A 25,834-nucleotide genomic window follows, 5' to 3' on the forward strand; every position below is an offset into this window, starting at 1 on the left:
ATGCATAAGCCAATGCTGTGCGACTCGCTGCCCACCGCCTCCCGCACGGCCGCGGCGATCCTGAACCTGGCCCAGAGCGAGGACGTCACTGCCGAAGCCTTGGCTCAGTTGATCCAGACCGATCCTGCGCTCACTGGGCGGATATTGCGCTTCGCCAATGCTCCTGCCCAGGGCACGCGCCGGCCCGTCGCCAGCGTCATCGACGCCATCGACCTCGTCGGCCTCCCGGCCGTCCGACAGTTCGCCCTGAGCCTCTCGCTCATCGATGCCCATCGTGAAGGCAGATGCGAGGCGTTCGATTACGCAGCCTACTGGCAAAAGTCCCTAGCCCGCGCCGTTGCACTCCAATCGATCACGGCCCAGGCATCCACCGTAGCCCCCAAGGAGGCTTTCACACTGGGTCTGTTGGCCGACGTCGGCCGTCTCGCGCTGGCCACCGCCTGGCCGGAGGAATACAGCGAGTGTCTCCGGAAAGCGGACGGCGAAGCCTTGATCGCCCTTGAACGGGAACGCTTTGCCACCGATCACGACGAGCTGACCCGGATGCTGCTGACGGACTGGGGGTTTCCGCAGGTTTTCATCGACGCGCTCCAATTGAGCCAACAGGACGAAATCCGGGACGAAGGCCGCACCGGCCGCTTCGCGCGACAGCTGGCCCTGGCGCAACACATCGCGGATCACCGTCTTGCCGAAGAACCGCGGCGCGCGGCGTTGTCCCCATTGCTGCGGGCGGAAGCACGACGATGCGGACTCGGCGACGAAGACCTGGCTCGTTTGCTCGCAGACCCGCCGGCGGATTGGCTCGACTGGACCCGGACGATCGGCCTCCCCGGGGACGCCCCGACCGGAGGGGCGGAGCCTTCCCGTCCGCCGCCACAGACGGACGAAAAACTGCACGTGCTGCTCGCGGACGATGATCCCATCATGCTCGCCCGCCTCTCCCGGCAACTCGAAGCAGACGGGCACCACGTCGCCTCACGGCGGGATGGCGAAACCGCGCTCGCATACGCGCTCGAGCACCAACCGGAAATGGTGATCACGGACTGGCACATGAAACCCATGAACGGGCTGGAACTGTGCAGAGCATTGCGTGAATCGGCGCTCGGCGGCAATGTTTACATCGTGATGCTCACGGCAAGCGAGAGTGAGGATGCGTTGGTCGAAGCCTTCGGCGCCGGCATCGACGATTATGTCATCAAGCCTCCCAGTGTCAGGGTCCTCAAGGCGCGCATACGGGCCGGTCAACGCATCATCACCCTACACAAGAAGCTCGCGCGGGAACGCAAGGAAATCGAACGCTACTCGTCGGAACTGGCCGCTGCGAACCGCCGCCTGGAACTGATGGCCCATACAGACCAGCTCACCGGCCTGCCCAACCGCCGCTACGCGATGGACAGGCTGGAACGGGAATGGGCGCAGGCGCGGACGTTCGGCCGCCCGCTGAGCATCATGATGCTCGACCTCGACTGGTTCAAATCCGTCAACGACTCCCTCGGCCATGACGCCGGAGACCAGGCGCTCGTCCATGCCGCGCGCGTCATGCGCGAAACCGTGCGCACCAGCGACGTCGTTTGCCGGATGGGAGGCGAAGAATTTCTGATCATCATCCCGGACACGGCAGGGCCAGCCGCCATCCAGACCGCCGAGCGCGTCCGCAGCGCGGTCGAGCAGCAGCAGCCGGCGAAACTCAAGCTGTCCCGCCCGCTGACGGCCAGCATCGGCGTGGCGGACTCCACGTCCGCCCCCAGCCTGAAGGACCTGCTGCTGAAGGCGGACAACGCCCTTTACCAGGTCAAGCAGAACGGGCGTAACGGCGTACGCTATGCCGGTCTCTGACTATCCCAGGATTCGAGGGCGTCCTCCCCCGCTCAGACCCGCGGATCCTCCCGGGTCGCGGCGGCCCACTCCGCACTGAAACCGGCGAAAGCGTCAGTGTCAGGAATCTCCAGTACCACGGCTTCGGTGGTGAGAAACGTGCCGGCCACCGACGCGGCTTTTTCCAGGGCCAGCCTGAGCACCTTGGCGGCATCCCAAATGCCTCTGGCGTGGAGGTCGCAGAAACTTCCGCTTTCCTGATCGTAACCCCACGAGGGATTGGCGTGATCCATGACCTTGGCGACGACGGCCTCTCCTGACAGTCCCGAATTTTCTCCGATGATCCGGAGGGGCTCCGTCAGTGCGGAACGGACGATGCCGATGCCGCGTGCTTCGTCGGCATCGCGCGCTTCCAGCTCGGCCAAAACGGGCATGCTGCCCAGAAACCCGACACCGCCGCCGGGCAACACCCCCTCCTCCAGTGCAGACACCACCGAGCGGTAGGCATTTTCGATCCGTACCATCCGCTCCTTCATCTCCACGTCGGTCACGCCGCCCACGCGGTAGACCGCGGACTTGCCGCTCAGACCGATGATCCGGGCCTCGATTTCCTCGAGCTCGTGCAAGCGCCCCGTCGCCGATCCCTGACCAGGCTTGAGCGCCCGGTACTGCTCCGCTTCCAGGCGCAAACCCTCCAAGCGGGCCCGGGAGGCTTCGGTGCCCGGTATGCCGAGCAGCGCAGTATCGTCGGCGCTGACGACCGCCCGCCGCACCCGCCCCAGGTCGGCCAGCGTGACCCGGTCCAATCGGTCGCCCTGCGCTTCCAGGACCGCCCGCCCACCGGTCAACGCCGCCAGATCCAAAAGGCGGTTCGGCCGCTTGTCGCCGAATCCGGGCGCGGTGACCGCGACGGCCTTGAAGACGCCGCGAACGTGATTGAGCAAAAGGCCGGCCAGTGCCTTCTCGTGGACACGGTCGGCGGCGATCAGGAGGCTGCCACCGGCCTCGGTCACCGCCTCCAGCAGGGGTACCAAATCGATGAAATCGACCACCTCCCGATCGGTCATCAAGAGGTAGACGTCTTCGAGTTCGGCCAGCTCGCGAGCCCGGTCGGTCACAAAATAGGGCGACAGATAACCTTTTTCCCAACGATACCCGTCGACCACATCGAGCAGGTCCTCGCGCCGCTGCCCCAGTTCGATCGACACGGCGCCATGGACGCCGACCGCGTCCAGCGCCTCCAGCAGCAGCCGGCCCACGCCCGGCTCGCCCTTGGTCGCCACCGCGGCCACCCCCAGGATGACCGATTCCTTGTCGCCGCGCCAGGCCCGAGCCCCGATGTCCTCGCTCACGCGGGCGACGGCACGGTCGATACCACGCTTGAGAGCGATGGGATCGGCCCCGACCGCGAGGCTCTTGAACATCTCCCGGGCGATATGGCGGGCCAGCACGATGGCGGTGGTGGTGCCATCCCCTGCTTCGCGGGACATGGTGCCGGCGACGTCACGCAGCAGCCGGGCACCGAGATTCGCGACACGGTCCTTGAGTACGATGGAGTTTGCCACCGTGACGCCGTCCCGCGTCGAAATGGGGGGTAGGCCATCGGCACGGTGCTGGATCATGACGCTGGGGCCGGTGGCTCCCAGCGTCGGTATCGCCGCCCGCGCGAGTATCTCGATGCCCTGCATCATGCGCTGCCGCGCACTCCCCCTGTAAACCACTTCCTTTGCCATGTTGGTTCGACTCCGTTTCAGGATTGTTCGCTTTTTCGCGCCGCCGGCGACAGGTGGCGCATATAGGCCTCGCCGGCATTGGCGCGGGAGGTTCGGGCCCGCCTGAGACGGGACCAGATCCACACCAGTTCCCGGTCGCGGAAGTCCATGGTCCGCTTGAGCTCCCATTCCTCCTCGGGAGTGAGAACGTGGTCCCAGTATTCCTTGAGCTCGGCGACCCGGCCCGTGCCCAGGGATGCCGCAAGTCCCTTTTCCTTGCGTGCGAGCTCCTGGATGCTGGCGTCCAGCTGCTCGATCATTTCACGCAGGAATTGGGGCGGGAACTGCTCGGTGGTCACGGTACTTCCCCGGTTCAGGCCGCCCCGGACGGCAGGAATTTTTCGAAGAAGACCTGTTCGCCGGGGATACCGCGGCTGCGTACCAGCTCGCAGGCGGCATCGATCATGCCCGGCGGACCGCACAAATAAATGTCCGGGTTGGCGTCGGAGGACTCCAGATCTTCCCGCAACGCATCGATGGGCGAACCCTGCTCGCCTTCCCAGTCCCCGCTCGGGTGCCAGACACAGGCCTTCACGGTAAGATTGCGCATCGATCGTTCCAGGGATTTGAGCTCGTCGATGTAGAACAATTCTGGCTCGGTGTTCACACCGAAATAGATGCGGGTCTCGTTCGGCGCGGTCCACTCCTGCATCTGCCGCACCATCGAGACCACCGGCGCCAACCCGGTGCCGCCGGCCACGAAATAGCGCGGCGCCATGCCCCGCTCCTTGAGGCCGAACACGCCCAACGGCCCTTTGACCGAGAGGACCTGGCCGACACGCGCGTCATTGCGCAGGTAGTCCGAAAACCGTCCCTCCGGTAACACGCGGATCAGGAACTCCAGGCGGCCTTCGGGATTCGGAAGGTTCGCCGGCGAGTAGGAGCGGGAGACATCGGTGCCGGGGATGGTCAGGTCCATGAACTGACCGGGTTCGAATTTCACGCCCCGGTTGCCGCACTCGTCGGGCCGCTTCTGCAAAAGAAACTGGACGGTGTTGCTCGAAACCCAGTTGAGGCCGACGACCTCCGCCTCGAAACTGCCGACCTCACCAAAACTGATGCGGCAATGGGTATAGGGCAGTTCGATTTCCAGGTCGGTCTTCGGGTAGGTCCGGCACAACAGCACCAACCCTTCCTCCTCCTCTTCCGGCGGCAGCGCCTGAACGCTGCAGCCCTTGAGGTCGTAGTCCCCTTCGCTGCACAAGGCCTTGCAGGTCGCACAGCCGCCCTCCCGGCAGGACGACATCAGAAAGATGTTCTGGCGCAGGGCGGCGGTGATGACGTCCTCGTCCGAACGGCATTCGAAGCGGAGCGATTCGCCATCCTCCGTCACCGCCGTGATAGTGTGAACTCGCTGCATAAACTTACCTGTTCAATGTTGAACTCCGCCGGTCCGGTCCTCTGCCGGGGCGCGTTGTTCGGTCATACCAAAATAATTCAGTACGTGCGTCACGGCGCGGATCGACGACTCCAGGCTGATCGAGCAACCCTCCTGGACGATCCTTTCTTCCCGGACGATGACCCACCGCCACATGAAATCGAGATCCTTGGCATAGGCTGCGTAGGTCTCGTCCCGTTTGAGCAGATGCCAGTCCGCGGAAGGGAAGAAACCGGCCTGGGGCCGTGGTTCCTCGAACCATTCGTCTGCGTCGCCCGAAAATGGCTGAAATGCCGATTCGACCATGGTGATTTCCTTACGAAAGATGGAGGGGGGAGCCTTGGACCGGCACGCCCCCTGAAAACCAGAGATTCCGGGCCGGCCTGCCGGCCCGGAACGGCATCCCTGCCCCCTGGACTTCACGGCCATGCCGTCGCGTCCAGGGCGAGACTTCCTCCCTTCAGTGCGGCGCCTGCAGATGCACCACCCGCACACCGCGCTGTTTGCGCAGTTCTTCCAGCGGCGTGTCGTAGTAGTTGAGGTTGCGCAGTTCCATCAGCCGGGTCCCCAACTGACGCTCGCCGTCCAGGAAATAGTTCACCGGCATGATCGGCGGCTTGTAGGCCTGGCGGAAACCGATATGGATCTTCTCCGCCTCCCACTTGTCCTTGGCCGCGTTCATCTTCGCGATGGTGCCGTCCAGAACGGACTTGGCATCCTCGCCGAAAGCGGTCTTATGACGGAAGTCCACCTCGTTGAAGGCGCGTGCCTTGAGGACGGCGACCTTCTCTTCGAGCTTGGCCTCGATCCAGAGGTAGTCGTTGTCCAGTTCGTAGCTGTTGCGGAACGGCGTGGTGTGGTCCATCCGGAACTGCTTCAGCATCTCGGCCGCTTTTTCCAGGGTGTTGAGCTGCGCGATCTTGTTCACCCAGGCGTCGCGGGTGTCGTTGCTGTGTATACCCAGTTTCGCCATGTCATTCTCCTTAAGCGTGATAGTCTTCGAGCTTGCGGTCCAGGCCCATCAGCTCACTGGTAATGGTGAACTTGTTGCCCAGGGTATAGGCCCGGCCGATGGTGGAGGAAACGTCGACGAGGAAGTCGTAGACGTTGAATTGCCGCCCCAACAGCTCGGAAATCTCGTCGCAATCGACCTCGATCTTGCCGTTGGCTTTGATCCACCAGTAACCCGCGCGGTCTTCCACGTTTACCGTCGGATTGACGTTCTTCTTGTAGTCCGTCAGAAGGATCTCCTCGATGAAGGTATTGATCTCGTCCGACTTCTTGAGGACCAGAACGACCGTGTCGCTTTCATGGACCACTTGGTTTTCATCGGCAAAGAACTGATCGGCGAAGTCCTTGCCTTTCAGGCCCATGATGCCGGCGTCGTATGCGTTGCTGTTTACGCTCATCGTAATAGTTCCTCTATTATTTCAATCCTGCCAGAACCGCTTTGACGATCTGATCGCGGTCCGCCTTGAAGTCGATCCTGCTGGCGTAGTCCTCGATCCAGTCGTCGACCACCCGGTACAGGGACGCGGTGATTTCTTCCTTGTCGGTGGTGCCCGCCGGCAGCTTCGCAAACAGCCCCATGAAGTCGCGCAGAGCGGCGATCGTGGGCTCCAGCCACTTGCCGGTCCAGTTGCGCATCACGGTGCGGTTGTAATCGCTGAACTCCGGATCGTCACCCAGGCAGTTGTAATACAGATCCTGTACGCCCTGCTTGGCGATCTGGAAGTATGTCTGGGCCTGGTTGATGAAGAATGGCGTCAGATTGTCGCCGAAGCGGGGAGCCAGCCGCTGAAAGAACTCGCGGCGGACGAACTGCCCGAACAGCGCGTCATAGACGGCGTGCACCGAGAAAGCGCTCTCGTTCCAGTCGAACACCTCCTGCCACAGCCCTTCCACGGCCAGACGGGCGCTCTTGTAGACCTCCCCGTTCGTCCATTCGGCCTTCGGCACCGCTGTGGACTCGTCGAAACCGGGTACGATCTTGGCGAGGAAACCCCGTTCGAGTTGGATCATCTGGGCGATGTCGATCTTGTCGAAGCCCCAGAAAGCCAGGCTGACGCGGGTTACGTCCGACAGCGCCTCCCGGGCGCCCTGCGAATGAGCGTTGAACAATCCGTATTCGTTGAACAGGAAGGCGCCCCAATACCGGTTGATGAACTCGTCCCGCCAAGTCGGGTTCATCGCCCGGATCTGACCGTCGGCGGAGTAACCCTGCAGGAAGCGGTCGGTGTAGCGCCATTCCTCGGCCTTGTCCTTGACGTACGGCGCATGCCAACGGCGGAGCGGGTCACGGTGCTTGAACCAGTCGACGGTGCGCAGCTCCGTGGTCTCGTTGCCCCAGGAAGGGCGGCCGCCGTGGAATTTCTGGGTCCAGTCGCCCCAGTCCAGTCCGCCGGCGATCCAGTCGGCGTTGGGCTGCGCATAAACGGTCAGGGCTTCATATTCCGTCAAGCGTTTCCAGCGGGGGGTGACGAAATAACCCATCTTGTTGTTGCCGTCCAGCGGAGCTTCAGGAAGCGCCTTCAAAATGACGGCCGCCATTTCCGGATCGGTCAGACCGCGGCGTCTTTCTCCTAACATGCTCATATCGATATTCCTTTTTGGTTTGAGGTTGATCGAACGATCGTGTGTCGGGCCCCGCCCTGTGACGGAGCCCGACACCCGTTTCAATTGAATGCCTTCACCGGATTCTTGAAGACGCAGTTCAGGCGTTTGATATCGTCCAACGTCCACAGCTTGTCGCCACGGACATGCGGCTGGGCGATCAGGGTCTTGCCATCACTGCGCAGCCCGTGCAGTTCGGCGATCACTTCCGACAGTTCGCGTCCTTCGTACTGTTCGAAGATGTTCTGGCACTCGTAGCGCTCCGGCTCGGCCAGCCACATGCGCTCGCCCCACTGGTCGCTGAAGGTGTGCATCTGGCCGTTGTACTCGTGCACGCGCAGGGTGCTGGCGCCCTTGGCCAGGCTCGGGCAGAACGGCACTTGCGACACGCGATCGATGTAGATGGGATGGTTGTTTTCGATGAACCACATCAGCGGGATGAAGCCCGAGGACGGATCCTCGCAACCGCGGGCGCGCCATTCCTCGTAGATCTTGCCGTAGTGGTCGTACCAGCCGGGGTAGTTGGCCTCGAACCACTCCATTTCTTCCTGATCCGGCAGCGCCAGACGGAAGAAGCCGGTCGGCCACAGCGCATAAGCCAGCAGATACAGGTCGTGGTGAGCCCAGTAAGCGTCCTGCTTGGCGTCCTTGAGGCTGCGCGGCGACTCCACCCCGTACTTGCCCAGACGGCCGATCCAGATGCCGCCCCAGTCCTCGTACACCCAGCGGTTCCACGTCTTGACCCACGGCTCGACCTTGAACTTGGAGCCATACTCGAACAGCATGCCCAACACCGGCGTGAAGTACTTCTGCTGGGTCCAGAAGGCGTTGTTCAGGTCCGTGTTGAGATACTTGGCGGAAGCCGGATCGTTGGCGATGGAAACGACGGTCTGGTAACCGTTGGCCATGTGGCGCAGTTCGTCGGTCTCGATCGACAGGAACACCGTCGGGGTGATTTCATCGCCGTTGGCGGCAGCCCATTCGGTCACTGCGACGATCAGCGGATTGGTGAAGCAGGCCTCACCCACCAGTTGCAGGTTGAGGGAGCATTCCACGGCGTCGCCGGAAATGAAGCCGTCGGAAAACACGCGCTTCATGCCCTTCCACAGCGGACCGATGGTACGGGTGCGGCGAGCATCGTTGTGACCGGCCGGGTCCTGGCCGTTCTTCGCGAAGTAGTAATTGACGTAGGCACACTGGTGGGTGTGGCGGATTTCATCCAACACCTGGGCCAGATAGCCGTTCTTCTGTTCCGCCGCCTGGGCGGAATCCCACAGCATCCCGGTAGCGGCGATGGCGTTGTATTCGCCCACTTCCAGGAAGTTCGAAACCACTTTCATGGTCTCGTTCCATTTCGGATGAACGCGAACACCGGCGTTGAGGCGGGTCAGCGCATCCTGCAGGCTACCGAACTGCCTTTCGTCCTTGACTGCCTCCATGCGCGCATATTCCTTGGCGATCAGCTTGAACTGTTCCTTGGTCTCGTTCGCCATCTTGTACTTGGTGGCGTACTTGGTCCGGTTGTTCTTGAAATCCCAGTTGAAGCTCTGGAGCCAACGGTGCACTTCCTGTGCATTCACGCTGGTGGGTGCCCGATTGGCAGCCAGCGCGTCCGTCGCGGCCTTGGTTGCGGTGCTAAGTGCCATTACTTGTTTCCTCCGTAACACATTCTATGAATGATGAATGCCCGATGACGTCACGGAACACCGGACATACAACCTCCGACGAGGTCGTGACAACCTAGTTACAGGGATCGTGCCAACTTTATTCTTCGGTTACGTATACCGATATATCAATGTTTTGGAACACTGACACGATTATCCGAATGCTCCCGACGGGTATGGACGATGTGTACGATATCGCTACACGTGTCTTTGTTTGATACAGCCATCGGACATAACGGTAACGTACCGGGCCGCCATAACTCTTCATTCATGACCGGACCCTGAGACATTTCGCCGCATTCAATGGAATCGTGATCCATGAAAAAATCGGGCTGCGCGGAAAGCGCTTATCTTCAGACAAGCACAATACAAGCCGATTTTTCCATACCAGAACCGTAAGACTGATAACCATGCCCAAATATGTCATAGAGCGTACGATTCGTGGCGCCGGAAACCTGTCGCGCGACGAACTGCAGCAGATCTCCCGTAAATCCTGTTCGATCCTCAACGCCATGGGACCGCAGGTTCAGTGGATCGAGAGCTATGTCACCGACGACAAGGTGTATTGCATCTACATTGCCCCCGACGCCGCCACGCTGGTACAGCACGCACTGGAAGGCGGTTTTCCCGCCGATGCGATCAACGAAATCCGCACCGTCATTGATCCGACCACTGCGGAATGAACGCGATCCCCCGTTCCGGCATCGCCGGTGAGGCGCCAGCGACCGGCTATGCGGATCTCAAATCCGAACTCATGAGCCTGATCGACGAGCTGGCGGAGCACCTTCCCGCCGCTCTGCGCCCCGCCCTCGCCCTGCGTGACAAGCTGCAGGCCGGCCATTTCGACGTCCTGACGGTCGGCCAGTTCAAACGGGGCAAGACCAGCCTGATCAACGCGCTGCTGGGTGAGAACCTGCTGCCCACGGCGGCGGTGCCGCTGACCTCGGTGGTGACCGTGCTCGCCTACGGCGATCCCCCCCGGATCACCGTCCAGCCGCTGGAAGGCAGCCCCTTCGACATCCGCCCGGATATGCTCGCGGATTACATCACCGAGCCGGGCAACCCGGGCAACGCGAAGGGCGTGCGGGAAGTGCTGATCCGGACGTCCTCGCCGCTCCTGGGGAATGGCGTGCGCATCGTGGACACACCCGGCGTCGGCTCGGTGTTCCGCCACAACACCGACACCGCCTGGGCGCGGCTGCCGCAGTGCGATGCCGCCCTGTTCGTCCTCTCCGCCGACCAGGCGGTGAGTGAGGCCGAACTGGAATTCCTCCATGAGGTCCGGAAGTACGCCGGCCGTATCTTTTTCCTGTTGAACAAGATCGACATCCTGCAGGAAGCCGACACCGCCGCGATCGAGCACTTCTCTCGCCGTGTACTGACCGAGGCGGTGGGTACGGAGGTCCGCCTCTTCCCCATTTCCGCTCGGGAGGCCCTGATGGGAAAAGCCGGCAACGATCCGGCGCGACTGGAGGCGAGTCGCCTCCCGGTCTTCACCGCGGCTCTCGAGCGCTTTCTGCTGGAGGAAAAAGGCGCCCTGCTGCTCGATGCCGCGGCTTCCGGCCTCGCGCGTCTGACCGGCCGGTTGCGCCTGGAAACCGGGCTGGAGCGGAACTCTCTGACCCTGCCGATGACGGAACTGGACGAAAAGATCGCCCGTTTCGCGGACCGCCGGGCTCAGGCGGAACGTGAACTTCGGCGGCTCGACGGACGTCTGCGGCAGGAATTCCGTCTGCTGGCCGACGGAATTTTCGCAGGCGATCCCGAACGCCGGCTGGAAGACGTGCGTTCACGCCTGGGCAGGCGGTTCGACGCTCTGGTCCTCGGCCAGGACCATCGGCCCCCGAAGGACTTCGACGAGAGCCTGGAGAATTTCCTCCGGCAAGAGGTCGCGGAGGCTTTCGCCGACTGGCGGGAGGCGTTGGAAGACCAAGGCGAGGCGGCGGTCGCGCAAATCGCCGAAACCTTCGACCGCGAAATCGATGAAACGGTCGCCGAGCTCCAGCGCTTTGCCGGCGACCTCTTCCAGATCGCCGCGCCAGCCGCGGCCCCAGAAACACGCTGGCCGGAACGAAGGCGCTCGGGAATCCGTCCCGCAGGCGAGCCCATGGGGCTGGATCTCATCACCGAACAGGCCCTCAAACGCGCGCCGGACTTGGTCGCGCCGCGCTTCCGAAAACTCAAATCCCTGGCCGAGCGCTGGGCTCGATACGGCATCGTCCGGAGGCGCAGGCGCCAGTTGACCGAAACGGTGGAAATGCTGACCGGACGCATCCGCAGCGACGTTCGGCGACGCCTGGAAGAAATGAGGGAGGAACTTTCGGCCCGCCTACGCCAGCGCCTGGAAGGCGTGGCGGATGGCCTGGATCAGGCATTGACTCGGGGCGCCGCGGAACGCTCCCGGGCTTCGGACCGGACTGGCTCCCGGATCCGGCAGCTCGAAGCGCAGTTGGCCTGGCTGGACGGCTTCGACGAGCGCATCCAATTCTTCCGCAAACGCGCAGCGGCGCAGCGCCGAACCTAGCCGCTCGACCTGCCCCCGGTCTTTCGTCTTCCAGGCGGCGGAGCTCATGCTGCCCGTTTTCTCCGGTTCCAGACTGCGGGCCCGTCCCGCATGAACCGCTCTGGCGATTCGTGACCCGAAGTCGAGTGCCGCCGGTTTCGGGCCGCGTCCGGCTGGCCTTTCTGGGAACACAGATCCGCTGACACAAACCACCTTCGAGGTCTCCGTTCGCCGGGAGCGACCTTCAGCCGCCCTTCTCGACCGGCATCTTCACTTCCAGCATCCCGCTCGAACAGAACAGGCGGACGGTGATCCAGTCGCCCTCGTGAAAATTCCTGGCCGGTTTCAGCAGCATGAGGTGGCGCTCGCCCGACTTGATGACGAGCAGACCGTGCGGCGGCACGGTCAGCGAATCATCGACGGTCATCCGGACGAGACCGTCCCGCTGCACCAATGAATGGAATTCCACGGCCGAAAAATCCGGGCTGTCGGCACGGCGGATGATGAGCGGCACGTCGCCCCCGTTGCGCAGCGTCGCGAATCCGGCCAGGACGCTGGCACCGGGCGGGGATTCCATCACTCTGGCCCCTGACACCTCCAGCCCTTCGCAGGCATGGACCGGCAGAGTGAACCATGCCAAGACTGCGCAGAAAACATGCACCTTCGTCATGGAGCAACCCGTTTCCCGAGTATCGTCTCGAAATCTGCGGCCAGGGCTTCGATCCGGAAAGGCGGGATCAGATAGCCAACCAGACGGACCTTCGGATCGAGCAACATCAGCTCGGCGGAATGATCAATGCCATAGGCCTCGCCGTCCGCGGCGGCATTCCGGAAAAACACGAAGCCGAGCTGGCGCCCCAGCGCCGTGAGTGTCTCCACCGTACCAGTGGCCGCCCGGAAACCTTGGTCGAAATAACGCACGTAGCGTCGCAAAGAATCCGGTGTGTCACGCTCCGGATCGACCGACACGAACAGCACCGTCAGCCGCTCCCCCTCTCCGCCGAGTCTGGACTTGGCCGCCTTGAGGAGGGACAGCGTGGTGGGACAGACGTCGGCGCAGTGGGTGTAGCCGACGAAGACGACGGTCCAGCGCCCGGCCAGATCGGTTCGCGTGAACGGTCTGCCGTCGTCACCGGTCAATACGAAATCGGCGACGGGGCGCGGCTCCCGCAGTAGCGTGCCGGACACCAGGGCACCGGCGCGCTCTGCATGCTCATGCCAGGCACTAAGACCGAGGGCCAGAGTAACCGCGGCGATCATCGCGGTCGCCGCAAACCTCGACAAGCCGCGCCGGGCGGAGCCGCGGACTAACCGCGTAGTGCGGTCCATACCCGCCGCATCAGACTTCCTTCGTCCCTCATGTCCCCACGTATCCGCCTGCCGGTCAACCTTAGTGCGAAGCGCGCCAGGGCCGGTAAAAAAAGCGGGCGCAACAGATCCCGACCGTAGCCATCCAGCCGCCGCCGGTTTTCCTCCAGACACGCCTCGAGCAGCCCTCCCACCGTGAAGCCCGGCATCAGACCGGCCGCCTGGGTAGCAGAAAACTCCCGACCGTTGCCCTGGTGGCGGGCGTTCCGCAGGGCGACGCCCACCAGCGCCGCGACCGCGCGGGCGTAATACCATGCCGAGGCCGGCCCGCGCCAAGCCGCCGCGCCCCGTCCCCGGCGTGCCTGATGCCAGGCCATCCAATTGACGAAGAACAGCACATGGCGAACCTCCTCCCCCATGAGGATCTCCAGGACGTCGAACATCTCTGGCGGCAGGAATCCACTCTCCCGCGCGAGACGGAAGAAGCCGAACCCCAGGAACGAATCCACGCATTCGCCGTAGCCGAAATCGATGAACGTCCGTTCGATGTCCGACGGCAAAGGCGGGATATCCCTGGCTTCGATCACGATCCCGTAGCGGGCGATCAGGTGGCGGACCAGACGCTCGTGGCGCCTTTCCTCCTCGGCCATCAATTCCATGGCCTCGCGTACCAAAGGGTCCGGAATGGTCGGCGCGAATGCCTCGATGATCCGGATCGCCCGCATCTCGGTGTACAGGACCTCCTGCCAGAACGGCACCTCCCTGAGCCGCTGCAGCATGTCCGGGTCCAGTTCGGGCCACGCCAGCCGTTCCGGCTCGAACTGCAGATGGCTGTCGATGAAGCTCCGACAGAACAATTCCCGGTGCTCCGCCGAACCCGCCTTCGGTTTCCCTGTCGCCATGGTCTCAGCTCCCCATGGCGTTGCTGCGCAGAGGTGGCCGCAGCGCTGCGAGACGTCGCCAGACGAGCGTCCGTTCCAGGATGTAGGCTGCCGAGACGCCCAGCTTCAGCAGCCATTGCTTGGGACCGCTCCAACCCAGGAGCGCCGCCATGTGCCGGACGAATGCCAGTCCGACGTCACGGTAGACACGGATCTCGGCCAGCGCATAGGATTTGAGCATTCGCGCGATGCGGTCTCCGTGGCCCTGACCGCTGAGCCGGAGCAGCTCTTCGTGGGCGTAGGCGAGATGATTGGTTTCATCCTCTGCGATGACCCGCAAGCTCGGCGCCAGTTCCGCGTCGCCGCCGAATACCCGGAGCAGACGGTTGACCTCGTCGAACGCGCGTTCCTCGGTCACCTTGCTGTGCACCAGGTACTGCAGGATTTCCTCCAGCCCGAGCGGCTCGTCACGGCCGAGCCGGCCATGCGGCAGGCCGATGCCGCGGCGCTCCAGCAGCATGCAGTAATCGGCATCCGCCGGCACCGGCACTTCGTCCAGGCCGGCCTTGCGCAGCAGCTTCGCGAACATCAGGCCATGCTTGGTTTCGTCGGCGCCGTGCCGGCGGACCTTGCGCGCCAGCACGGGGTCGGGCGTCAGCGCTGCGATCCGCTCGTTCTCCCAACCGCCCTGGGTCTCGCCTTTCGCGGCGATGCTCAAGAGGAGTTGGAACGCCCGGGGATCGCGCCGTATCTCCTGGAAAACGCTACGTGTAGAAAGCATGCGCATCTCCCTCGATGGACGCCGGAACCGTTCAGGCCAACAGTGGAGCAATCAGCACGGCTACGAGGCCCATCAGCTTGATCAGCGGATTGAGCGCAGGTCCCGCCACTGCCTGACAGGCGGTTCCCACCTGGTCGCCGGTCAAGGCTGCCCGGTGGGCCTCCGAATCAGCCCCCCCGTACATGCCATCCTCGATGTACCGCCGCGCACTGTCCCAGGCGCCTCCGCCGCTGCTCATGGCGAATGCCTGGAACAGGCCGGTGACGATGGCGCCGACCAGCATCCCGCCCAGAGCCTCCCGACCGCCGCCGAGGCCGACCAGGAGCGGAACCGCCAGCGGCACCAGCACCAGGATCGACGCCCGCTTCAAAGCAGCACGCAGACCGCCATTGGCCTGCCCGCCCGCTCCGGCCGGAGCGTTCCCGACCGCGCCGAGGGACACCGAACCCAGCAGATACGGCATCAGAGCGCCGGCGAACAGACCGGTCAGCACGACCGGATCGGACAGATTCAGTGCCAGGGGAACGGCGAAGCATTTCGAATATTCGGCAAACAGGGCCAGCATGGCCAGACCACCGGCGCCCACCACATATCCCTGCACCACCGGACGCGTCGCCCTGCCGGCCGCATCCAGCGAGGCGGTGGCCTGGCGCACCTCGTCCGGCAGACCGGCGGTCTCGGCAATCCCATGCGCGGCTTCTGCGGCGATGCCGTAACCGTCGATGGCGACCATGACGCCGCCGAGCGAAGCCATCGCGACAGCGGCGAGTCCCACCGCGAACAGGCCCGTCCCCTCATGGCCCGAGAAGCCCCCGCCGAGATGATAGGGACCAATGAAAGCCGCGCACAAAAGAGCGACGGACCAACCGGTAGACTTCAGGCCCGCAGCCAGACCGGCGACGACATTGGTCGCCGGGCCACCGCGCGAGGCCGCCGCGATGCGCTTGGCGAAACCGAAACTTTTCGAGGTGTGATATTCCGTCGCGGCGATGTTCAGTCCGGCCAGCACCAGACCGATACAGGCCGCGGAAAACAGGTTCAGCAGGCTGAAGGCGGGCTGCACGGCGGGCAAGCCCAGGAACCATTCGGACGCGTAATAGAGGCCCACGCCGGCCAGGATCATGGTGACGATCACACTCCGGTACAGCGCACCCACGAGATAGCGGCTCTTGCCCAGACGCACGAAGCAGGCGCCCGCCAGGGAAGCCGCCACGACGAAGCCGGCAACCAGCAGAGGGAACTCCACCCAGGGGCTGTCCGCACCGAACACGCTTCTGGCCAGCAGCATCGCGGCCACCAGCGCCAGCGTGAGGGTCTCGAACACATCCGCCGCGGTCCCGGCCGCATGGCCGACATGGTTCCCCACGGCCGCGACCTCGCTCATCTCCTGTAGCGGCGGACCGCCGGCGGTTTTCGCCCACACTCCGCCGACGGTCCGGGCGAAAACGCTCATCAATGAGCCGCCCAGCGCCAGTCCCAGCAGGCCACCGTGCACGTCGTCCGGCGTGCCCGCCGACGAGGCGAGGGCATAGTAGCCTGCCACTGCCGAGAGCGCGAGGCCGGCCACCAGCAATCCCATGGCGGTGCCGCTCCGGAAGGCGGTCGACAGCGCCGCGCCCAGCCCCGCACCCGCCGCGTCGGCGGTCCGCGCCTCGGCCCGCACCGAGACGGCCAGGCCGATGTAACCCGCCAGAGCCGAAGCAACGACGCCGGCGATGAAGCCGTTGGCGGTCCAGGCGCCGAGCTTGGTCAAAGCCAGCGCGAGCAGGCTACCGACCACCGCCACGGCGATGTATTGCCGCTTGAGGAACGCCCCCGTGCCTTCCTGGATCGCTCGCGCCACTGCCAGGACGTCCGCCGACCCTGCGCTTCTTCGCAGGACCCCCCCGGCGTTCATCAGCGCGCAGGCGACTCCCGCCGCTCCGCTCCCCAAGGCAAACACAACGATATTGCTCACATTCATCCCATACGCTCCTGTTGGTTGGTTGATATCAACGACTCGCCGCCACCGGTGCGGCGCCTGATTCCATCGTCATAAGCCATGCATATAACTCTGACCAATAGTACTGAACCAAGCTTTATAAGGGGGCAGAGTATGGCAGATATCCACCAATGGAAGATGCGACAAATTGTCCTGCGACATTTTGTCATATTCACCGTATCACTCCGATCATGTCAGCATCCTGCGCCTTCAGATAACCTAAGGACGAATATATGGAATTACTCGAATCCGCTGCCGGGAACCCGATGGGAATTTCTCCCGGTGCGCTCTTGGCTATTTTCCGTGAGTCGCCGTACCCACGATACCCTATGGGAATAGGTGAGCGCCATGGATAACTCGATGGAGATACTCGGACTTTATCCCACCTGGTATCAGCCGGCACTGGGCAGTGGCTGGGTATTGGGCATCATCGCCGTCGTCCACGTGTTGGCCTCCCACACATCGGTCGGCGCGGCCTTGGTGTCGACCTGGCTCGCCACCGTCGCCGTGCGGCGCAACCGGCCGGAACTTCTGGAATATGTGAGACGGTACGGCGTCTTCCTGCTGGTGTTTTCCTATGTGCTCGGCTCCATCACCGGTCCCGGCATCTGGTTTTCGGCCACGGTCGCCAGCCCTCGCGGGCTTTCGGCCCTGATCCACAGTTATGTGTGGTGGTGGGCGACCGAATGGGTGTTCTTCTTCATCGAGGTGATCGGCATCTATCTGCTGGTCTATCTGGCCGGGAAGGTGGACGGCAGAAGTTATCTGAAGATCGCCTGGATCTTCGGCCTCGCCTCCTGGGCTACCATGCTGATCATCGTCGGCATCCTCTCGTTCATGATGTGGCCGGGGCAGGAACGCTGGTTCACGGAAGGCGGCACGCTCAACGGGTTTTTCGGCCTCTATACCTTCGCCCAGATCCTCAGCCGCACCTGCTTCATGCTGATGGCGGCTGCCCTGGCTGGCGGGCTGATCGCCGCCTACCTCCGGGACGGCGCCTTCCGGCTGGAAATGACCCGGAAGCTGGCCTGGGTGGGTATCCTGGGAGCCGTGCTGGGTGCGGTGTTTTTCCAGTGGGGGCTGACGACGCTGCCGGAAAGCGCCCAGCTCCTGATGAAGACCCGGCTGCCCGGATCATTCGTGCCGGCGATGTGGGCAATCCTGGCGGCGATCGTCGTCTATTTCGCCGCGCTGCTGGTGCGTCCCGGCGCGCTCAATGTCCCTCTCGCCGCCGGAATGATGGTGGGCTTATTGATATTCGGCATCTGGCCGGAAGAAAGGGCGCGCGAATCCATGCGCAAACCCTACGTCGCCGGCCAGTTCGTCTACTCGAACCAGATCATCGCCCGCGACGTGCCGGCGCTGGGCGTCAAATCCGAACTGCCGGCGCTCGAAGCCCGTGGCATGCTGGCGCTCCATCCATTCATACCCCAGCATCTGCGCAGGATCGGCGAAGGCAATGAACTGGAGGCCGGCCACGCGCTGGCCATCGTGTATTGCTCGAACTGCCACGGCCTGGGCACCACCGGCACCCGCCCCTTTGGCGAGATGTTCGCCGGCAACCGCGACGCAGCGGATATCGAACGGTTCATCAAGGGCGCCCTGGTCACCGGCAACATGGTGAACATGCCGCGCATCCCGTTGCGCGACGATGAGGCGCACGCCCTGGCGCAGTTCATCGCCAGCCTGCCCCTGTGGCACTCCATCACCCGCTGAACGGAAACCCCTCATGGACATCGACACACTTTACGCATTGCGCAGCAGTTCCGGACTGCCCAGCCATCCAGCCGTTTTCCTGGTTCTCCTGGTACTGACCTGGGCGCTGCACATGATCGCCGTCCACGTCATGCTGGGCAGCACCGCCCTGGCCCTGACCGGGGCCTTTTCATCGAACGCCAACTGGCGCCGGCTGGCGGGCCCGATGCTCGACACCGCCAAGGTCGCGGTCTCGCTCGCCATCGTGATCGGCGTGGCGCCGCTGCTGTTCGTCCAGGTCATCTACGATCCGTTCTGGTACGTGTCCAACGTGCTGTCGGCGCGCTGGGCCATCGCTTTCATCGTGATACTGCTCACGGCCTACTGGGCGATGTACCACCATTATTTCGTGGGCAAGGAAGGCGGATCGGCTACCAGCCGCTGGTCGCTGGCCGTGTCGCTTGCGCTGCTGCTCGTGGCGGGCTTCATCATGCACGCCCTCACCTCCCAGGCACTGCGGCCCGAACTCTGGATGGCCTGGTATGCACCGGAAGGCCACCTCGAAACCGCCGGCTCCGGCATCCACGAATTCAACCTCGGACGGTACCTTTTCTTCATCGTCCTGGCGGCCCCGGTCACCGGCGCCTGGCTGTTGGGCTGCCGGCGCTACCTGGACCGCCGGGAACCGCGCGACGCGCCGTATCTGGATTGGATCGCCGCCCTGGGAAATAGGCTCATGACGGCGGGCGGCTTCGCCGCGCTCATCTGCTATGCGGGGTGGATGGCGGCGTTGCCGGAAAGCGCGGCCGGCTTTCCGGTGTCGTTCTGGTCCATCGCCGCCAACGCAAGCATTCTGCTGCTGATCGTGATTCCTGCCTTGTTCCGATCGGCCTCCGGTGGCTACGGCCCCTTCGTCACCGCCGCAGGCGTCATCCTGGTGCTCGCCACCGTCCGCGAGGCGCTGCGCCACCGCATCCTGTTCGGCACGCACGGCTACGAACTGTCCACTTACGCGGTCAACCTCGACTGGTACAGCAACGCGCTGTTCTGTCTGACTTTCGCCGGGGTGGGAGGCTTCGCCATCGCCTATTCCGTGGCGATAGCCTGGGAAGCCGGCAAGACTCCCGGCATCTACACGGCCTCTCCGCGGGTGAACCGCCTCGGCGGATTCGCGCTGGCAGCTCTCATCGTCTGGGTCGCCCAGTATTTCTTCTTCGGCTTCCTCGTCATCACCCGATAAGGACCCCCATGCGTCGAACTTTCTACTTTTTGCTCCTGGGATTCGGGCTAGCCGGAGGAACTACGGACACCCCGGCGGGCGCCTTGTCGCTCTCCGAATGGCAACGTGAACTCGCCGCCAAACCCCAAGGCGATGGCACACGGGGAGGCACGCTCTACGCCGAGCACGGCTGCGCCGGCTGCCACGGCCCGGAAGGCATGGCGGACAACCGGCAATGGCCCGTCCTGGCCCGACAGCGCCCGCTGTACCTCTACAAAATGCTCTTGGACTATCAGGCCGAGCGGATGGCCGGGCCGGACGCAGCCATCATGGCTTCCGTGGTCCGGGAATTGAACCGTCAGGACCTGGCGGACCTGGCCGAGTGGCTGGGCGCACTTCCCCGTCCGCAAGCGGCTGAGGTGCCAGAACCCGCCATTCTTCGCGGCGACAGGAAGCGGCTCATCCCGCCCTGCTCCGCCTGCCATGGCGCGCACGGCCAGGGCTGGGATCTGCAGCCGGCTCTGCGAGGCCAGAACCGGGACTACCTCATCAGGACCTTGCAGCGCTTCAAGAAAGGCGAGCGAAGCAACGACGTCAACGCCGGCATGAGCCAGTTCGCCGCCAAGCTCACGGACGAGGAAATCCGGGCGCTGGCCGAGTATTACGGGCGCTGAATCCCAGGCTCGGCGGCTTGACGCCCGGCTCCGGCCGGAACAAGGCGACGGAGGCGGGAGCTTCTTTCGGAGTGCCGGCCCACGGCGGCGGACCGGCGTTCATGCTCCCGTGTGAAGAACGTAGCCCGAGGCGGTCGGAGTTGCTCGAATCTTCGCCGCCCTGGTTCAGCCCCCGAGCAACTCCACCGCCAACCCGGCCGCCTGCCCCCGTATTTCCGGCACGGCCGTGGTTTCCCACAACCGCCCTTTCTGGGGCGGGCCGAGCGTGAACAAGACCGCGGACGGCCGGCCTTCCGCGTCGATCAGTGCGCCGTTGTCTGCGACATCCAGGCCCAGCGCCAGGGGATCCGGCCGGATCAGCCGTTGCACGAGCAGGTCTTTCACCAGCGGACTGTCGAGCCGGCGGTAATCGCTTTCCGAACCCGAACAGTTCACCACCGCATCGACGTTCAAGACGTAGCGGCGGTCGCTTCCCCGCGGCCGGAGCGTGACTTCGACCCGGCGTCCAAGATCGCGAAAGGCGTGGATGCGCCCCACGTGGCGGACCAGCTGCCCGGAATCCAGCATCGCGCCCAGACGCGCGGCGATGCCGGGAGCCAGCCGGTGGCGGTGGCAATCCCAGAAGGTGCGCAGATGGCGCAGGAAGCGGCGCTGCTCGGACAGTCCCAGACCCTTCCACAGCGTCTGGGTCACCGGCCGCAGCGCGTCGATCACGGGGCGCCAGTCGGTGCCGGTATCGCGGATGAAAGCGCGGATGCTGTGCAGGCCGTTGCGGACCGATCCGAATTTGCCGGAGGGCTCGAGGCCGAAAGCCGCCGGCGCACCCGGTTTGTGGCTCTGAGGCCACAGACCGCGTCTCGAAACGACATGGATGGCGCCGCGGTAGCCGGCCTGGTTCAAGGTGACGGCCCAGTCGACCATGGTGAGGCCGCTGCCCACCAGGAGGCAGGACTCGGTGGGGAGGAGTCTGTCCAGCACCTCGGGCGCCCAAGGGTCGCCGTGGTAGCGGGCGCTGCGGTGAAACGCGCCATCGGCGCCGGACGGGTCGCCGGGGCGGAAATTCCCCAGCGCCAGCACGACACGGTCGGCCCGGAGCTGCGCGCCGGAGGCCAGCCGGAGGGCGACGGCCCCGTCCTCGACCTTCAAGGAAGCAACCTCGTCGATCCGGCGATCGAGACCTACGCCGGGCGCCGCACCGCGCTCGGCTTCGTCCAGTATCTGGGCAATGTAATCGCCGTAAGCCCGCCGCGGCAGATAGGCTGCGGCCGTCACTTCGCCGACGCAGGCGCAGTCGAGCATTTCGGCCTCCCGTGCCTGCGCCCAGCGCAGGAAATGCTCGCGGTCGTCGGGAAAGGCGCTCATGTTCCCGGCGGGGACGTTGAGGAGGTGGCAGTCCTCGGTGGTGCTGTAGGCGACGCCGCGGGCGAAGCGGCTGCGCTCCCGCTCGATCAGATGGACCGTCAGCGGCGCCTTCGCCCTGGACAGCAAATGCGCCGCCACCAGGGTGCCGCTGAAGCCGGCGCCGACGATGGCGATGGTTTGGGGTGGGGAGGTGGGTTTCATGGATCGCTCGCTCAGAGTGCGAAAACGACGCCGGCTGCGGAACAGCCGGCGTCGATCGAATGACACAGGATCAAATATTAGCATACCATGATTATCACATCACCGGTCCAGGATATCCCCCTCAACGGCCCGACGCCACGCTCCCCGCCCGGGTCCGCCGCACGGCGGCCACCAGTGCATCGGAGTGCGAACCAACACCACACCGCGGTCTTCAGACCGAACCGCCGTGGAAAGGGCGGGCGCGCTGGCTTCCGGTAGTCCCGTCGGCTCCGGCATGTGCCAGACGAGATCCAGAGGGCGCACGGGGCTTGTCGAGCCGGCTCGCGGCTGGTTCACATCATTCCCATATGGAATATGAATAGCATTTTTTAATTCTTTATTAATGTATAAAAGCCCGGATAAACTCCCGCTCGATCATGGCCTCCCCGAATCGAACGAACACATGAGGACCTACCGGCAACACGGCGTCCTGCCCGGCTTTCCGCTGGCGCTGGGCTTCACCCTGCTCTATCTCAGCCTGATCGTGCTGGTCCCGCTGTCTGCGACCTTCCTCAAGAGCGCCACCCTCGGCTGGAGCGGCTTCTTCGAAGCCGTCACCACCCCGCGCGTACTGGCGTCCTACAAGCTGACCTTCGGCGCCGCGCTCGCCGCCGCGGCGATCAACGCCGTCATGGGCCTGCTGGTGGCCTGGGTGCTGGTGCGCTACGAGTTCCCCGGACGCAAGCTGGCCGACGCCCTCGTCGACCTGCCCTTCGCCCTGCCCACCGCCGTCGCCGGCATCGCGCTTGCCACGCTGTATTCCAGCAAGGGCTGGATCGGGCAGTTCGCGGCCCAGGCCGGATTCAAGATCGCCTTCACCCCGCTGGGCGTCACGATCGCCCTGACCTTCATCGGCCTGCCCTTCGTGGTGCGGACGGTACAGCCGATCCTGGAAGACCTGGAACGGGAGCTGGAGGAAGCGGCGGCCAGCCTGGGCGCCACCCGCTGGCAGACCTTCCTGAAGGTGATCCTGCCGACCATCTCCCCCGCCCTGATGACGGGCTTCGCCCTGGCCTTCGCCCGTGGCGTCGGCGAATACGGCTCGGTGATCTTCATCGCCGGCAACATTCCGCTGGTCTCGGAAATCACCCCGCTGCTCATCATCACCAAGCTGGAGCAGTACGACTACGCCGGCGCCACCGCCCTGGCGGTGTCCATGCTGCTGGTCTCGTTCACCCTGCTGCTGGCCATCAACCTGCTGCAATGGTGGACCCGGAACCGGCGCGGCTCCCGCGTCTGAACGGCACATCGACCGAAGCCATCGCCATGTCCGCACAACCGCTCACCTTCGCCTCGCACATCCATCATGTCCATCACGCCGCCCGCGGCGAAGCGCCCTGGGTGCGCTGGTCGCTGATCGCTATCGCCCTGCTCTTTCTCGCATTGTTCCTGCTGATGCCGCTGGCGCTGGTGTTCGTCCAGGCCTTCGCCAAGGGCTGGGAGACCTACGTGTCCGCGCTGGCCGACCCGATGGCCCTGGCCGCGATCGAGCTCACCCTGCTGGTCACCCTGATCGCGGTGCCGCTGAACACGGTGTTCGGCGTGGCGGCGGCCTGGGCCATCGCCAAGTTCGAATTTCCCGGCAAGAACCTGCTCACCACGCTGATCGACCTGCCATTCTCGGTGTCGCCTGTCGTGTCCGGCCTGATCTACGTGCTGCTGTTCGGCATGCAGGGCTGGCTGGGTCCCTGGCTGCACGAGCACGACATCAAACTGATCTTCGCGGTACCGGGCATCGTGCTGGCCACGCTTTTCGTCACCGTGCCTTTCGTCGCCCGCGAGCTGATTCCGCTGATGCAGGCCCAGGGCAACGACGAGGAGGAGGCCGCGCTGGTGCTGGGCGCCTCGGGCTGGCAGACCTTCCGCCACGTCACCCTGCCCAATATCCGCTGGGGCCTCCTGTACGGCGTGATTCTCTGCAACGCCCGGGCGATGGGTGAATTCGGGGCCGTGTCGGTGGTGTCCGGCCATATCCGGGGCGCCACCAACACGATCCCGCTGCACGTGGAAATCCTCTACAACGAATACAACAGCGCCGCGGCCTTCGCCGTCGCCTCGCTCCTGGCCATGCTGGCCCTGGTCACACTGGCCCTGAAGAGCGTCCTGGAGTGGCGGCTGGCCCGGCAGATCGACGCCGCCAAAGATGAAGAATGAATCGAGACTGAACCGACCATGAGCATCGAAATCCGCAACATCACCAAATCCTTCGGCAGCTTCCAGGCCCTCAAGGGCATCGACCTGACCATCGGTTCCGGCGAACTGGTGGCCCTGCTCGGCCCCTCCGGCTGCGGCAAGACCACGCTGCTGCGCATCATCGCCGGGCTGGAGGCCGCCGACAGCGGCCAGATCCTGTTCCACGGGGAAGACACGACGCACCGCCACGTCCGCGAGCGCCGGGTCGGCTTCGTGTTCCAGCACTACGCCCTGTTCCGGCACATGAGCGTGTTCGAGAACGTCGCCTTCGGCCTGCGGGTGCGCCCGCGCGGCCAGCGCCCGCCGGAAGCCGAAATCCGGCGGCGGGTGCAAGAATTGCTGGAGCTGGTCCAGCTCGACTGGCTGGCCGATCGCCATCCCGGCCAGCTCTCCGGCGGCCAGCGCCAGCGCATCGCACTGGCCCGCGCCCTCGCCGTGGAACCGAAAGTCCTGCTGCTCGACGAGCCGTTCGGCGCGCTGGACGCCAAGGTCCGCAAGGATCTGCGCCGCTGGCTGCGGCGGCTGCACGACGGGCTGCACATCACCTCGGTGTTCGTCACCCATGACCAGGAAGAAGCGCTGGAAGTCGCCGACCGGGTCGTCGTGCTGAACGCCGGCCAGATCGAACAGGTCGGCTCGGCGGACGAGGTCTACGACCATCCCGCCACGCCTTTCGTATGCCAGTTCATCGGTGACGTCAACCTGTTCCACGGCCGGGTGCACGGCGGCCGCGCCCTTATCGGCGAGACGGTGATCGAGCTGCCGGACATAGCGGAGTCGGACACCGAACAGGCCTTGTTCTTCGCCCGTCCCCACGAAATCGAAATCGGCGGCGACGGCGCAGGCATCGTGGCCGTCGTCCGGGACATCCGGCGGCGCGGCAACGCGGTGCGGGTGGAGCTGGAGCGCAAGGATGGCAGGGGCGCCGTGGAAGCGGAACTCAGCCGCGAAGCCTTCGGCCGCCACGCCATCAAGCACGGCGACGAAGTGGTGATCCAGCCCAGCAAGATCAGGGTGTTTCAGCCCTGAAGCGCATTATTCGGCCCGGCCGCTCCGGCCGTCTATTCGATCACGTCCGAACAGACCCGCTGGTGAAGCTCGGGCAGACCGGCCATGGCCGCGCAGACTTCCACCAGCCGGCCGGAATCCTGCACGATCGGCAGCATGTCCCGCGGTTTCTGCTGGAACCCCCGGATCGCCGCGTTAACCGCCGCCTCGCGATCCTCCGGCGAGACTTCCTCCCAGATCGGGAGCACCGCGGCCGCCACCGCCTGGCTGGTTTGAAAATCCCAGGGCCCGAGGGTGGTGGCTCGCCTCAGAGCGAGCCTGAATTCGTCGTCGGGGACGTCGAAAGCCGCCTTCAAGCCGAGTAAACGCGCCCACGCCATCGGCCAGGCCGGCCGCAGCGACACCCCGCGGCGGGCCTCGGCGGTGGCCTTGGCGCTCAGCCTGGCCTCCGCGTCCGGATTGCTGCGGGCGAGCGCGAGCTGCCACATGTACAACTGGCACAATTGTTCGTGGAGGACGGGATTGTCGGGATCCAGGGCGACCGCCCCGCGCAGCACGCGCTCGATGCGGTTCAGCTCGGCCTCGGACGGCTGCTTGTCCGGTTGCGCCATCCATGCCTTGAACAGCCAGCCTACCTGGATTTCATGAACGCCGGCCTTGGCCCGCTTCAGGCAAGTCCAACCGAGGAAAAACAAGCCACCGGCCAGCAGGTAGCACAACAGGATGCGTAAAGCGGCGGACATTCGG

At 64.5% G+C, this 25,834-nt stretch carries 24 protein-coding genes; 9 read left to right on the plus strand and 15 right to left on the minus strand.

Features of this window, described 5'->3' with window-relative positions; genetic code table 11:
* A complete protein-coding gene (locus H156_RS0114315; RefSeq protein WP_026045893.1) occupies positions 1 to 1,836 on the plus strand; it encodes a GGDEF domain-containing response regulator in 1,836 nt (611 codons plus the stop codon).
* 32 nt (positions 1,837 to 1,868) lie between these two features.
* Here H156_RS0114315 and H156_RS0114320 read toward each other — a convergent pair whose 3' ends face one another.
* From H156_RS0114320 to mmoX, 8 genes are all read right to left on the minus strand, one after another.
* Entirely contained in the window at positions 1,869 to 3,548 is a 1,680-nt protein-coding gene (locus H156_RS0114320) for an Hsp60 family chaperonin (RefSeq protein ID WP_017364985.1), read from the minus strand.
* 17 nt (positions 3,549 to 3,565) lie between these two features.
* Entirely contained in the window at positions 3,566 to 3,886 is a 321-nt protein-coding gene (locus H156_RS0114325) for a hypothetical protein (protein WP_017364984.1), read from the minus strand.
* Between the two features lie 14 nt (positions 3,887 to 3,900).
* Complete coding sequence (gene mmoC, locus H156_RS0114330) at positions 3,901 to 4,947, minus strand: aromatic/alkene monooxygenase hydroxylase FAD-binding subunit MmoC (RefSeq protein ID WP_010960487.1); 1,047 nt, start codon at positions 4,945 to 4,947, stop codon at positions 3,901 to 3,903.
* Positions 4,948 to 4,959: 12 nt separating this feature from the next.
* A complete protein-coding gene (gene mmoD / locus H156_RS0114335; protein ID WP_010960486.1) occupies positions 4,960 to 5,271 on the minus strand; it encodes a soluble methane monooxygenase-binding protein MmoD in 312 nt (103 codons plus the stop codon).
* A 154-nt stretch (positions 5,272 to 5,425) separates the two neighbouring features.
* Positions 5,426 to 5,938 carry an aromatic/alkene monooxygenase hydroxylase subunit gamma gene (gene mmoZ / locus H156_RS0114340; RefSeq protein WP_017364983.1) on the minus strand — a complete coding sequence of 171 codons (513 nt, stop codon included), beginning with the start codon at positions 5,936 to 5,938 and terminating at the stop codon, positions 5,426 to 5,428.
* 10 nt (positions 5,939 to 5,948) lie between these two features.
* Positions 5,949 to 6,374 (minus strand): methane monooxygenase regulator MmoB, encoded by a 426-nt coding sequence (mmoB, locus tag H156_RS0114345; RefSeq protein ID WP_010960484.1) that lies wholly within the window; start codon positions 6,372 to 6,374, stop codon positions 5,949 to 5,951.
* Between the two features lie 16 nt (positions 6,375 to 6,390).
* Entirely contained in the window at positions 6,391 to 7,560 is a 1,170-nt protein-coding gene (mmoY, locus tag H156_RS0114350) for an aromatic/alkene monooxygenase hydroxylase subunit beta (protein ID WP_010960483.1), read from the minus strand.
* A gap of 80 nt (positions 7,561 to 7,640) precedes the next feature.
* On the minus strand, positions 7,641 to 9,224 hold the full coding sequence (gene mmoX, locus H156_RS0114355; protein WP_010960482.1) for an aromatic/alkene monooxygenase hydroxylase subunit alpha: 1,584 nt from the start codon (positions 9,222 to 9,224) through the stop codon (positions 7,641 to 7,643).
* A 428-nt stretch (positions 9,225 to 9,652) separates the two neighbouring features.
* On the opposite strand from mmoX, the gene H156_RS0114360 reads away from it, so the two are divergent.
* Positions 9,653 to 9,925, plus strand: a complete 273-nt coding sequence (locus tag H156_RS0114360; protein ID WP_017364982.1) for a DUF4242 domain-containing protein — start codon at positions 9,653 to 9,655, stop codon at positions 9,923 to 9,925.
* Positions 9,922 to 11,766: a dynamin family protein gene (locus tag H156_RS0114365; RefSeq protein ID WP_017364981.1), complete on the plus strand. Its 1,845-nt coding sequence runs from the start codon at positions 9,922 to 9,924 to the stop codon at positions 11,764 to 11,766. Before H156_RS0114360 ends, H156_RS0114365 begins: the two co-directional genes overlap by 4 nt.
* A 223-nt stretch (positions 11,767 to 11,989) precedes the next feature.
* Here the strand turns inward: H156_RS0114365 and H156_RS0114370 are convergent, their stop codons facing one another.
* From H156_RS0114370 to H156_RS0114390, 5 genes are read right to left on the minus strand one after another with little or no spacing between them, the layout of a single operon-like run.
* The gene (locus H156_RS0114370) at positions 11,990 to 12,415 is read right to left on the minus strand and encodes a copper chaperone PCu(A)C (protein ID WP_017364980.1); all 426 of its coding nucleotides are present in this window, start codon (positions 12,413 to 12,415) and stop codon (positions 11,990 to 11,992) included.
* Positions 12,412 to 13,005 carry an SCO family protein gene (locus tag H156_RS0114375; RefSeq protein WP_017364979.1) on the minus strand — a complete coding sequence of 198 codons (594 nt, stop codon included), beginning with the start codon at positions 13,003 to 13,005 and terminating at the stop codon, positions 12,412 to 12,414. Before H156_RS0114375 ends, H156_RS0114370 begins: the two co-directional genes overlap by 4 nt.
* A 47-nt stretch (positions 13,006 to 13,052) precedes the next feature.
* Positions 13,053 to 13,955, minus strand: coding sequence for a hypothetical protein (locus H156_RS0114380; RefSeq protein WP_017364978.1), 903 nt, complete (start codon positions 13,953 to 13,955; stop codon positions 13,053 to 13,055).
* Between the two features lie 4 nt (positions 13,956 to 13,959).
* Complete coding sequence (locus H156_RS0114385) at positions 13,960 to 14,715, minus strand: ferritin-like domain-containing protein (RefSeq protein WP_010960477.1); 756 nt, start codon at positions 14,713 to 14,715, stop codon at positions 13,960 to 13,962.
* Positions 14,716 to 14,746: 31 nt separating this feature from the next.
* Positions 14,747 to 16,678 carry a sodium/proton-translocating pyrophosphatase gene (locus H156_RS0114390; protein WP_026597629.1) on the minus strand — a complete coding sequence of 644 codons (1,932 nt, stop codon included), beginning with the start codon at positions 16,676 to 16,678 and terminating at the stop codon, positions 14,747 to 14,749.
* Positions 16,679 to 17,044: 366 nt separating this feature from the next.
* On the opposite strand from H156_RS0114390, the gene H156_RS0114395 reads away from it, so the two are divergent.
* The 3 genes from H156_RS0114395 to H156_RS0114405 are packed head-to-tail and all read left to right on the plus strand — an operon-like array spanning position 17,045 to position 20,284.
* Entirely contained in the window at positions 17,045 to 18,412 is a 1,368-nt protein-coding gene (locus H156_RS0114395) for a c-type cytochrome (protein WP_026045891.1), read from the plus strand.
* A gap of 13 nt (positions 18,413 to 18,425) precedes the next feature.
* On the plus strand, positions 18,426 to 19,631 hold the full coding sequence (locus H156_RS0114400) for a hypothetical protein (protein ID WP_017364974.1): 1,206 nt from the start codon (positions 18,426 to 18,428) through the stop codon (positions 19,629 to 19,631).
* Positions 19,632 to 19,639: 8 nt separating this feature from the next.
* Positions 19,640 to 20,284 (plus strand): c-type cytochrome, encoded by a 645-nt coding sequence (locus H156_RS0114405; RefSeq protein ID WP_010960473.1) that lies wholly within the window; start codon positions 19,640 to 19,642, stop codon positions 20,282 to 20,284.
* A gap of 165 nt (positions 20,285 to 20,449) precedes the next feature.
* On the opposite strand, the gene H156_RS0114410 is transcribed toward H156_RS0114405, so the two are convergent.
* Positions 20,450 to 21,847: an FAD/NAD(P)-binding protein gene (locus H156_RS0114410; protein WP_017364973.1), complete on the minus strand. Its 1,398-nt coding sequence runs from the start codon at positions 21,845 to 21,847 to the stop codon at positions 20,450 to 20,452.
* Between the two features lie 442 nt (positions 21,848 to 22,289).
* On the opposite strand from H156_RS0114410, the gene cysT reads away from it, so the two are divergent.
* Genes cysT through H156_RS0114425 form a run of 3 tightly spaced genes read left to right on the plus strand, consistent with a single transcriptional unit; the run spans position 22,290 to position 25,108 of the window.
* Positions 22,290 to 23,126 (plus strand): sulfate ABC transporter permease subunit CysT, encoded by an 837-nt coding sequence (gene cysT, locus H156_RS0114415; RefSeq protein ID WP_010960471.1) that lies wholly within the window; start codon positions 22,290 to 22,292, stop codon positions 23,124 to 23,126.
* 26 nt (positions 23,127 to 23,152) lie between these two features.
* Positions 23,153 to 24,040 (plus strand): sulfate ABC transporter permease subunit CysW, encoded by an 888-nt coding sequence (gene cysW / locus H156_RS0114420; protein WP_154656739.1) that lies wholly within the window; start codon positions 23,153 to 23,155, stop codon positions 24,038 to 24,040.
* Between the two features lie 18 nt (positions 24,041 to 24,058).
* Positions 24,059 to 25,108 carry a sulfate/molybdate ABC transporter ATP-binding protein gene (locus H156_RS0114425; protein ID WP_017364970.1) on the plus strand — a complete coding sequence of 350 codons (1,050 nt, stop codon included), beginning with the start codon at positions 24,059 to 24,061 and terminating at the stop codon, positions 25,106 to 25,108.
* Positions 25,109 to 25,140: 32 nt separating this feature from the next.
* Here H156_RS0114425 and H156_RS0114430 read toward each other — a convergent pair whose 3' ends face one another.
* Positions 25,141 to 25,830: a hypothetical protein gene (locus H156_RS0114430; protein ID WP_017364969.1), complete on the minus strand. Its 690-nt coding sequence runs from the start codon at positions 25,828 to 25,830 to the stop codon at positions 25,141 to 25,143.
* Positions 25,831 to 25,834: the final 4 nt, after the last annotated feature.

Source organism: Methylococcus capsulatus str. Texas = ATCC 19069 (genome assembly GCF_000424685.1).
In the GTDB taxonomy this organism is placed as follows: Bacteria; Pseudomonadota; Gammaproteobacteria; order Methylococcales; family Methylococcaceae; genus Methylococcus; species Methylococcus capsulatus.

Bases quoted from the DNA above. Each gene is read 5' to 3' on its own strand.
- H156_RS0114315 (WP_026045893.1), top strand. From the start codon at position 1: ATGCATAAGCCAATGCTGTGCGACTCGCTGCCCACCGCCTCCCGCACG.
- H156_RS0114320 (WP_017364985.1), bottom strand. From the start codon at position 3,548: ATGGCAAAGGAAGTGGTTTACAGGGGGAGTGCGCGGCAGCGCATGATG.
- mmoC (WP_010960487.1), bottom strand. From the start codon at position 4,947: ATGCAGCGAGTTCACACTATCACGGCGGTGACGGAGGATGGCGAATCG.
- mmoD (WP_010960486.1), bottom strand. From the start codon at position 5,271: ATGGTCGAATCGGCATTTCAGCCATTTTCGGGCGACGCAGACGAATGG.
- mmoZ (WP_017364983.1), bottom strand. From the start codon at position 5,938: ATGGCGAAACTGGGTATACACAGCAACGACACCCGCGACGCCTGGGTG.
- mmoB (WP_010960484.1), bottom strand. From the start codon at position 6,374: ATGAGCGTAAACAGCAACGCATACGACGCCGGCATCATGGGCCTGAAA.
- mmoY (WP_010960483.1), bottom strand. From the start codon at position 7,560: ATGAGCATGTTAGGAGAAAGACGCCGCGGTCTGACCGATCCGGAAATG.
- mmoX (WP_010960482.1), bottom strand. From the start codon at position 9,224: ATGGCACTTAGCACCGCAACCAAGGCCGCGACGGACGCGCTGGCTGCC.
- H156_RS0114360 (WP_017364982.1), top strand. From the start codon at position 9,653: ATGCCCAAATATGTCATAGAGCGTACGATTCGTGGCGCCGGAAACCTG.
- H156_RS0114365 (WP_017364981.1), top strand. From the start codon at position 9,922: ATGAACGCGATCCCCCGTTCCGGCATCGCCGGTGAGGCGCCAGCGACC.
- H156_RS0114370 (WP_017364980.1), bottom strand. From the start codon at position 12,415: ATGACGAAGGTGCATGTTTTCTGCGCAGTCTTGGCATGGTTCACTCTG.
- H156_RS0114375 (WP_017364979.1), bottom strand. From the start codon at position 13,005: ATGATCGCCGCGGTTACTCTGGCCCTCGGTCTTAGTGCCTGGCATGAG.
- H156_RS0114380 (WP_017364978.1), bottom strand. From the start codon at position 13,955: ATGGCGACAGGGAAACCGAAGGCGGGTTCGGCGGAGCACCGGGAATTG.
- H156_RS0114385 (WP_010960477.1), bottom strand. From the start codon at position 14,715: ATGCTTTCTACACGTAGCGTTTTCCAGGAGATACGGCGCGATCCCCGG.
- H156_RS0114390 (WP_026597629.1), bottom strand. From the start codon at position 16,678: ATGAATGTGAGCAATATCGTTGTGTTTGCCTTGGGGAGCGGAGCGGCG.
- H156_RS0114395 (WP_026045891.1), top strand. From the start codon at position 17,045: ATGGATAACTCGATGGAGATACTCGGACTTTATCCCACCTGGTATCAG.
- H156_RS0114400 (WP_017364974.1), top strand. From the start codon at position 18,426: ATGGACATCGACACACTTTACGCATTGCGCAGCAGTTCCGGACTGCCC.
- H156_RS0114405 (WP_010960473.1), top strand. From the start codon at position 19,640: ATGCGTCGAACTTTCTACTTTTTGCTCCTGGGATTCGGGCTAGCCGGA.
- H156_RS0114410 (WP_017364973.1), bottom strand. From the start codon at position 21,847: ATGAAACCCACCTCCCCACCCCAAACCATCGCCATCGTCGGCGCCGGC.
- cysT (WP_010960471.1), top strand. From the start codon at position 22,290: ATGAGGACCTACCGGCAACACGGCGTCCTGCCCGGCTTTCCGCTGGCG.
- cysW (WP_154656739.1), top strand. From the start codon at position 23,153: ATGTCCGCACAACCGCTCACCTTCGCCTCGCACATCCATCATGTCCAT.
- H156_RS0114425 (WP_017364970.1), top strand. From the start codon at position 24,059: ATGAGCATCGAAATCCGCAACATCACCAAATCCTTCGGCAGCTTCCAG.
- H156_RS0114430 (WP_017364969.1), bottom strand. From the start codon at position 25,830: ATGTCCGCCGCTTTACGCATCCTGTTGTGCTACCTGCTGGCCGGTGGC.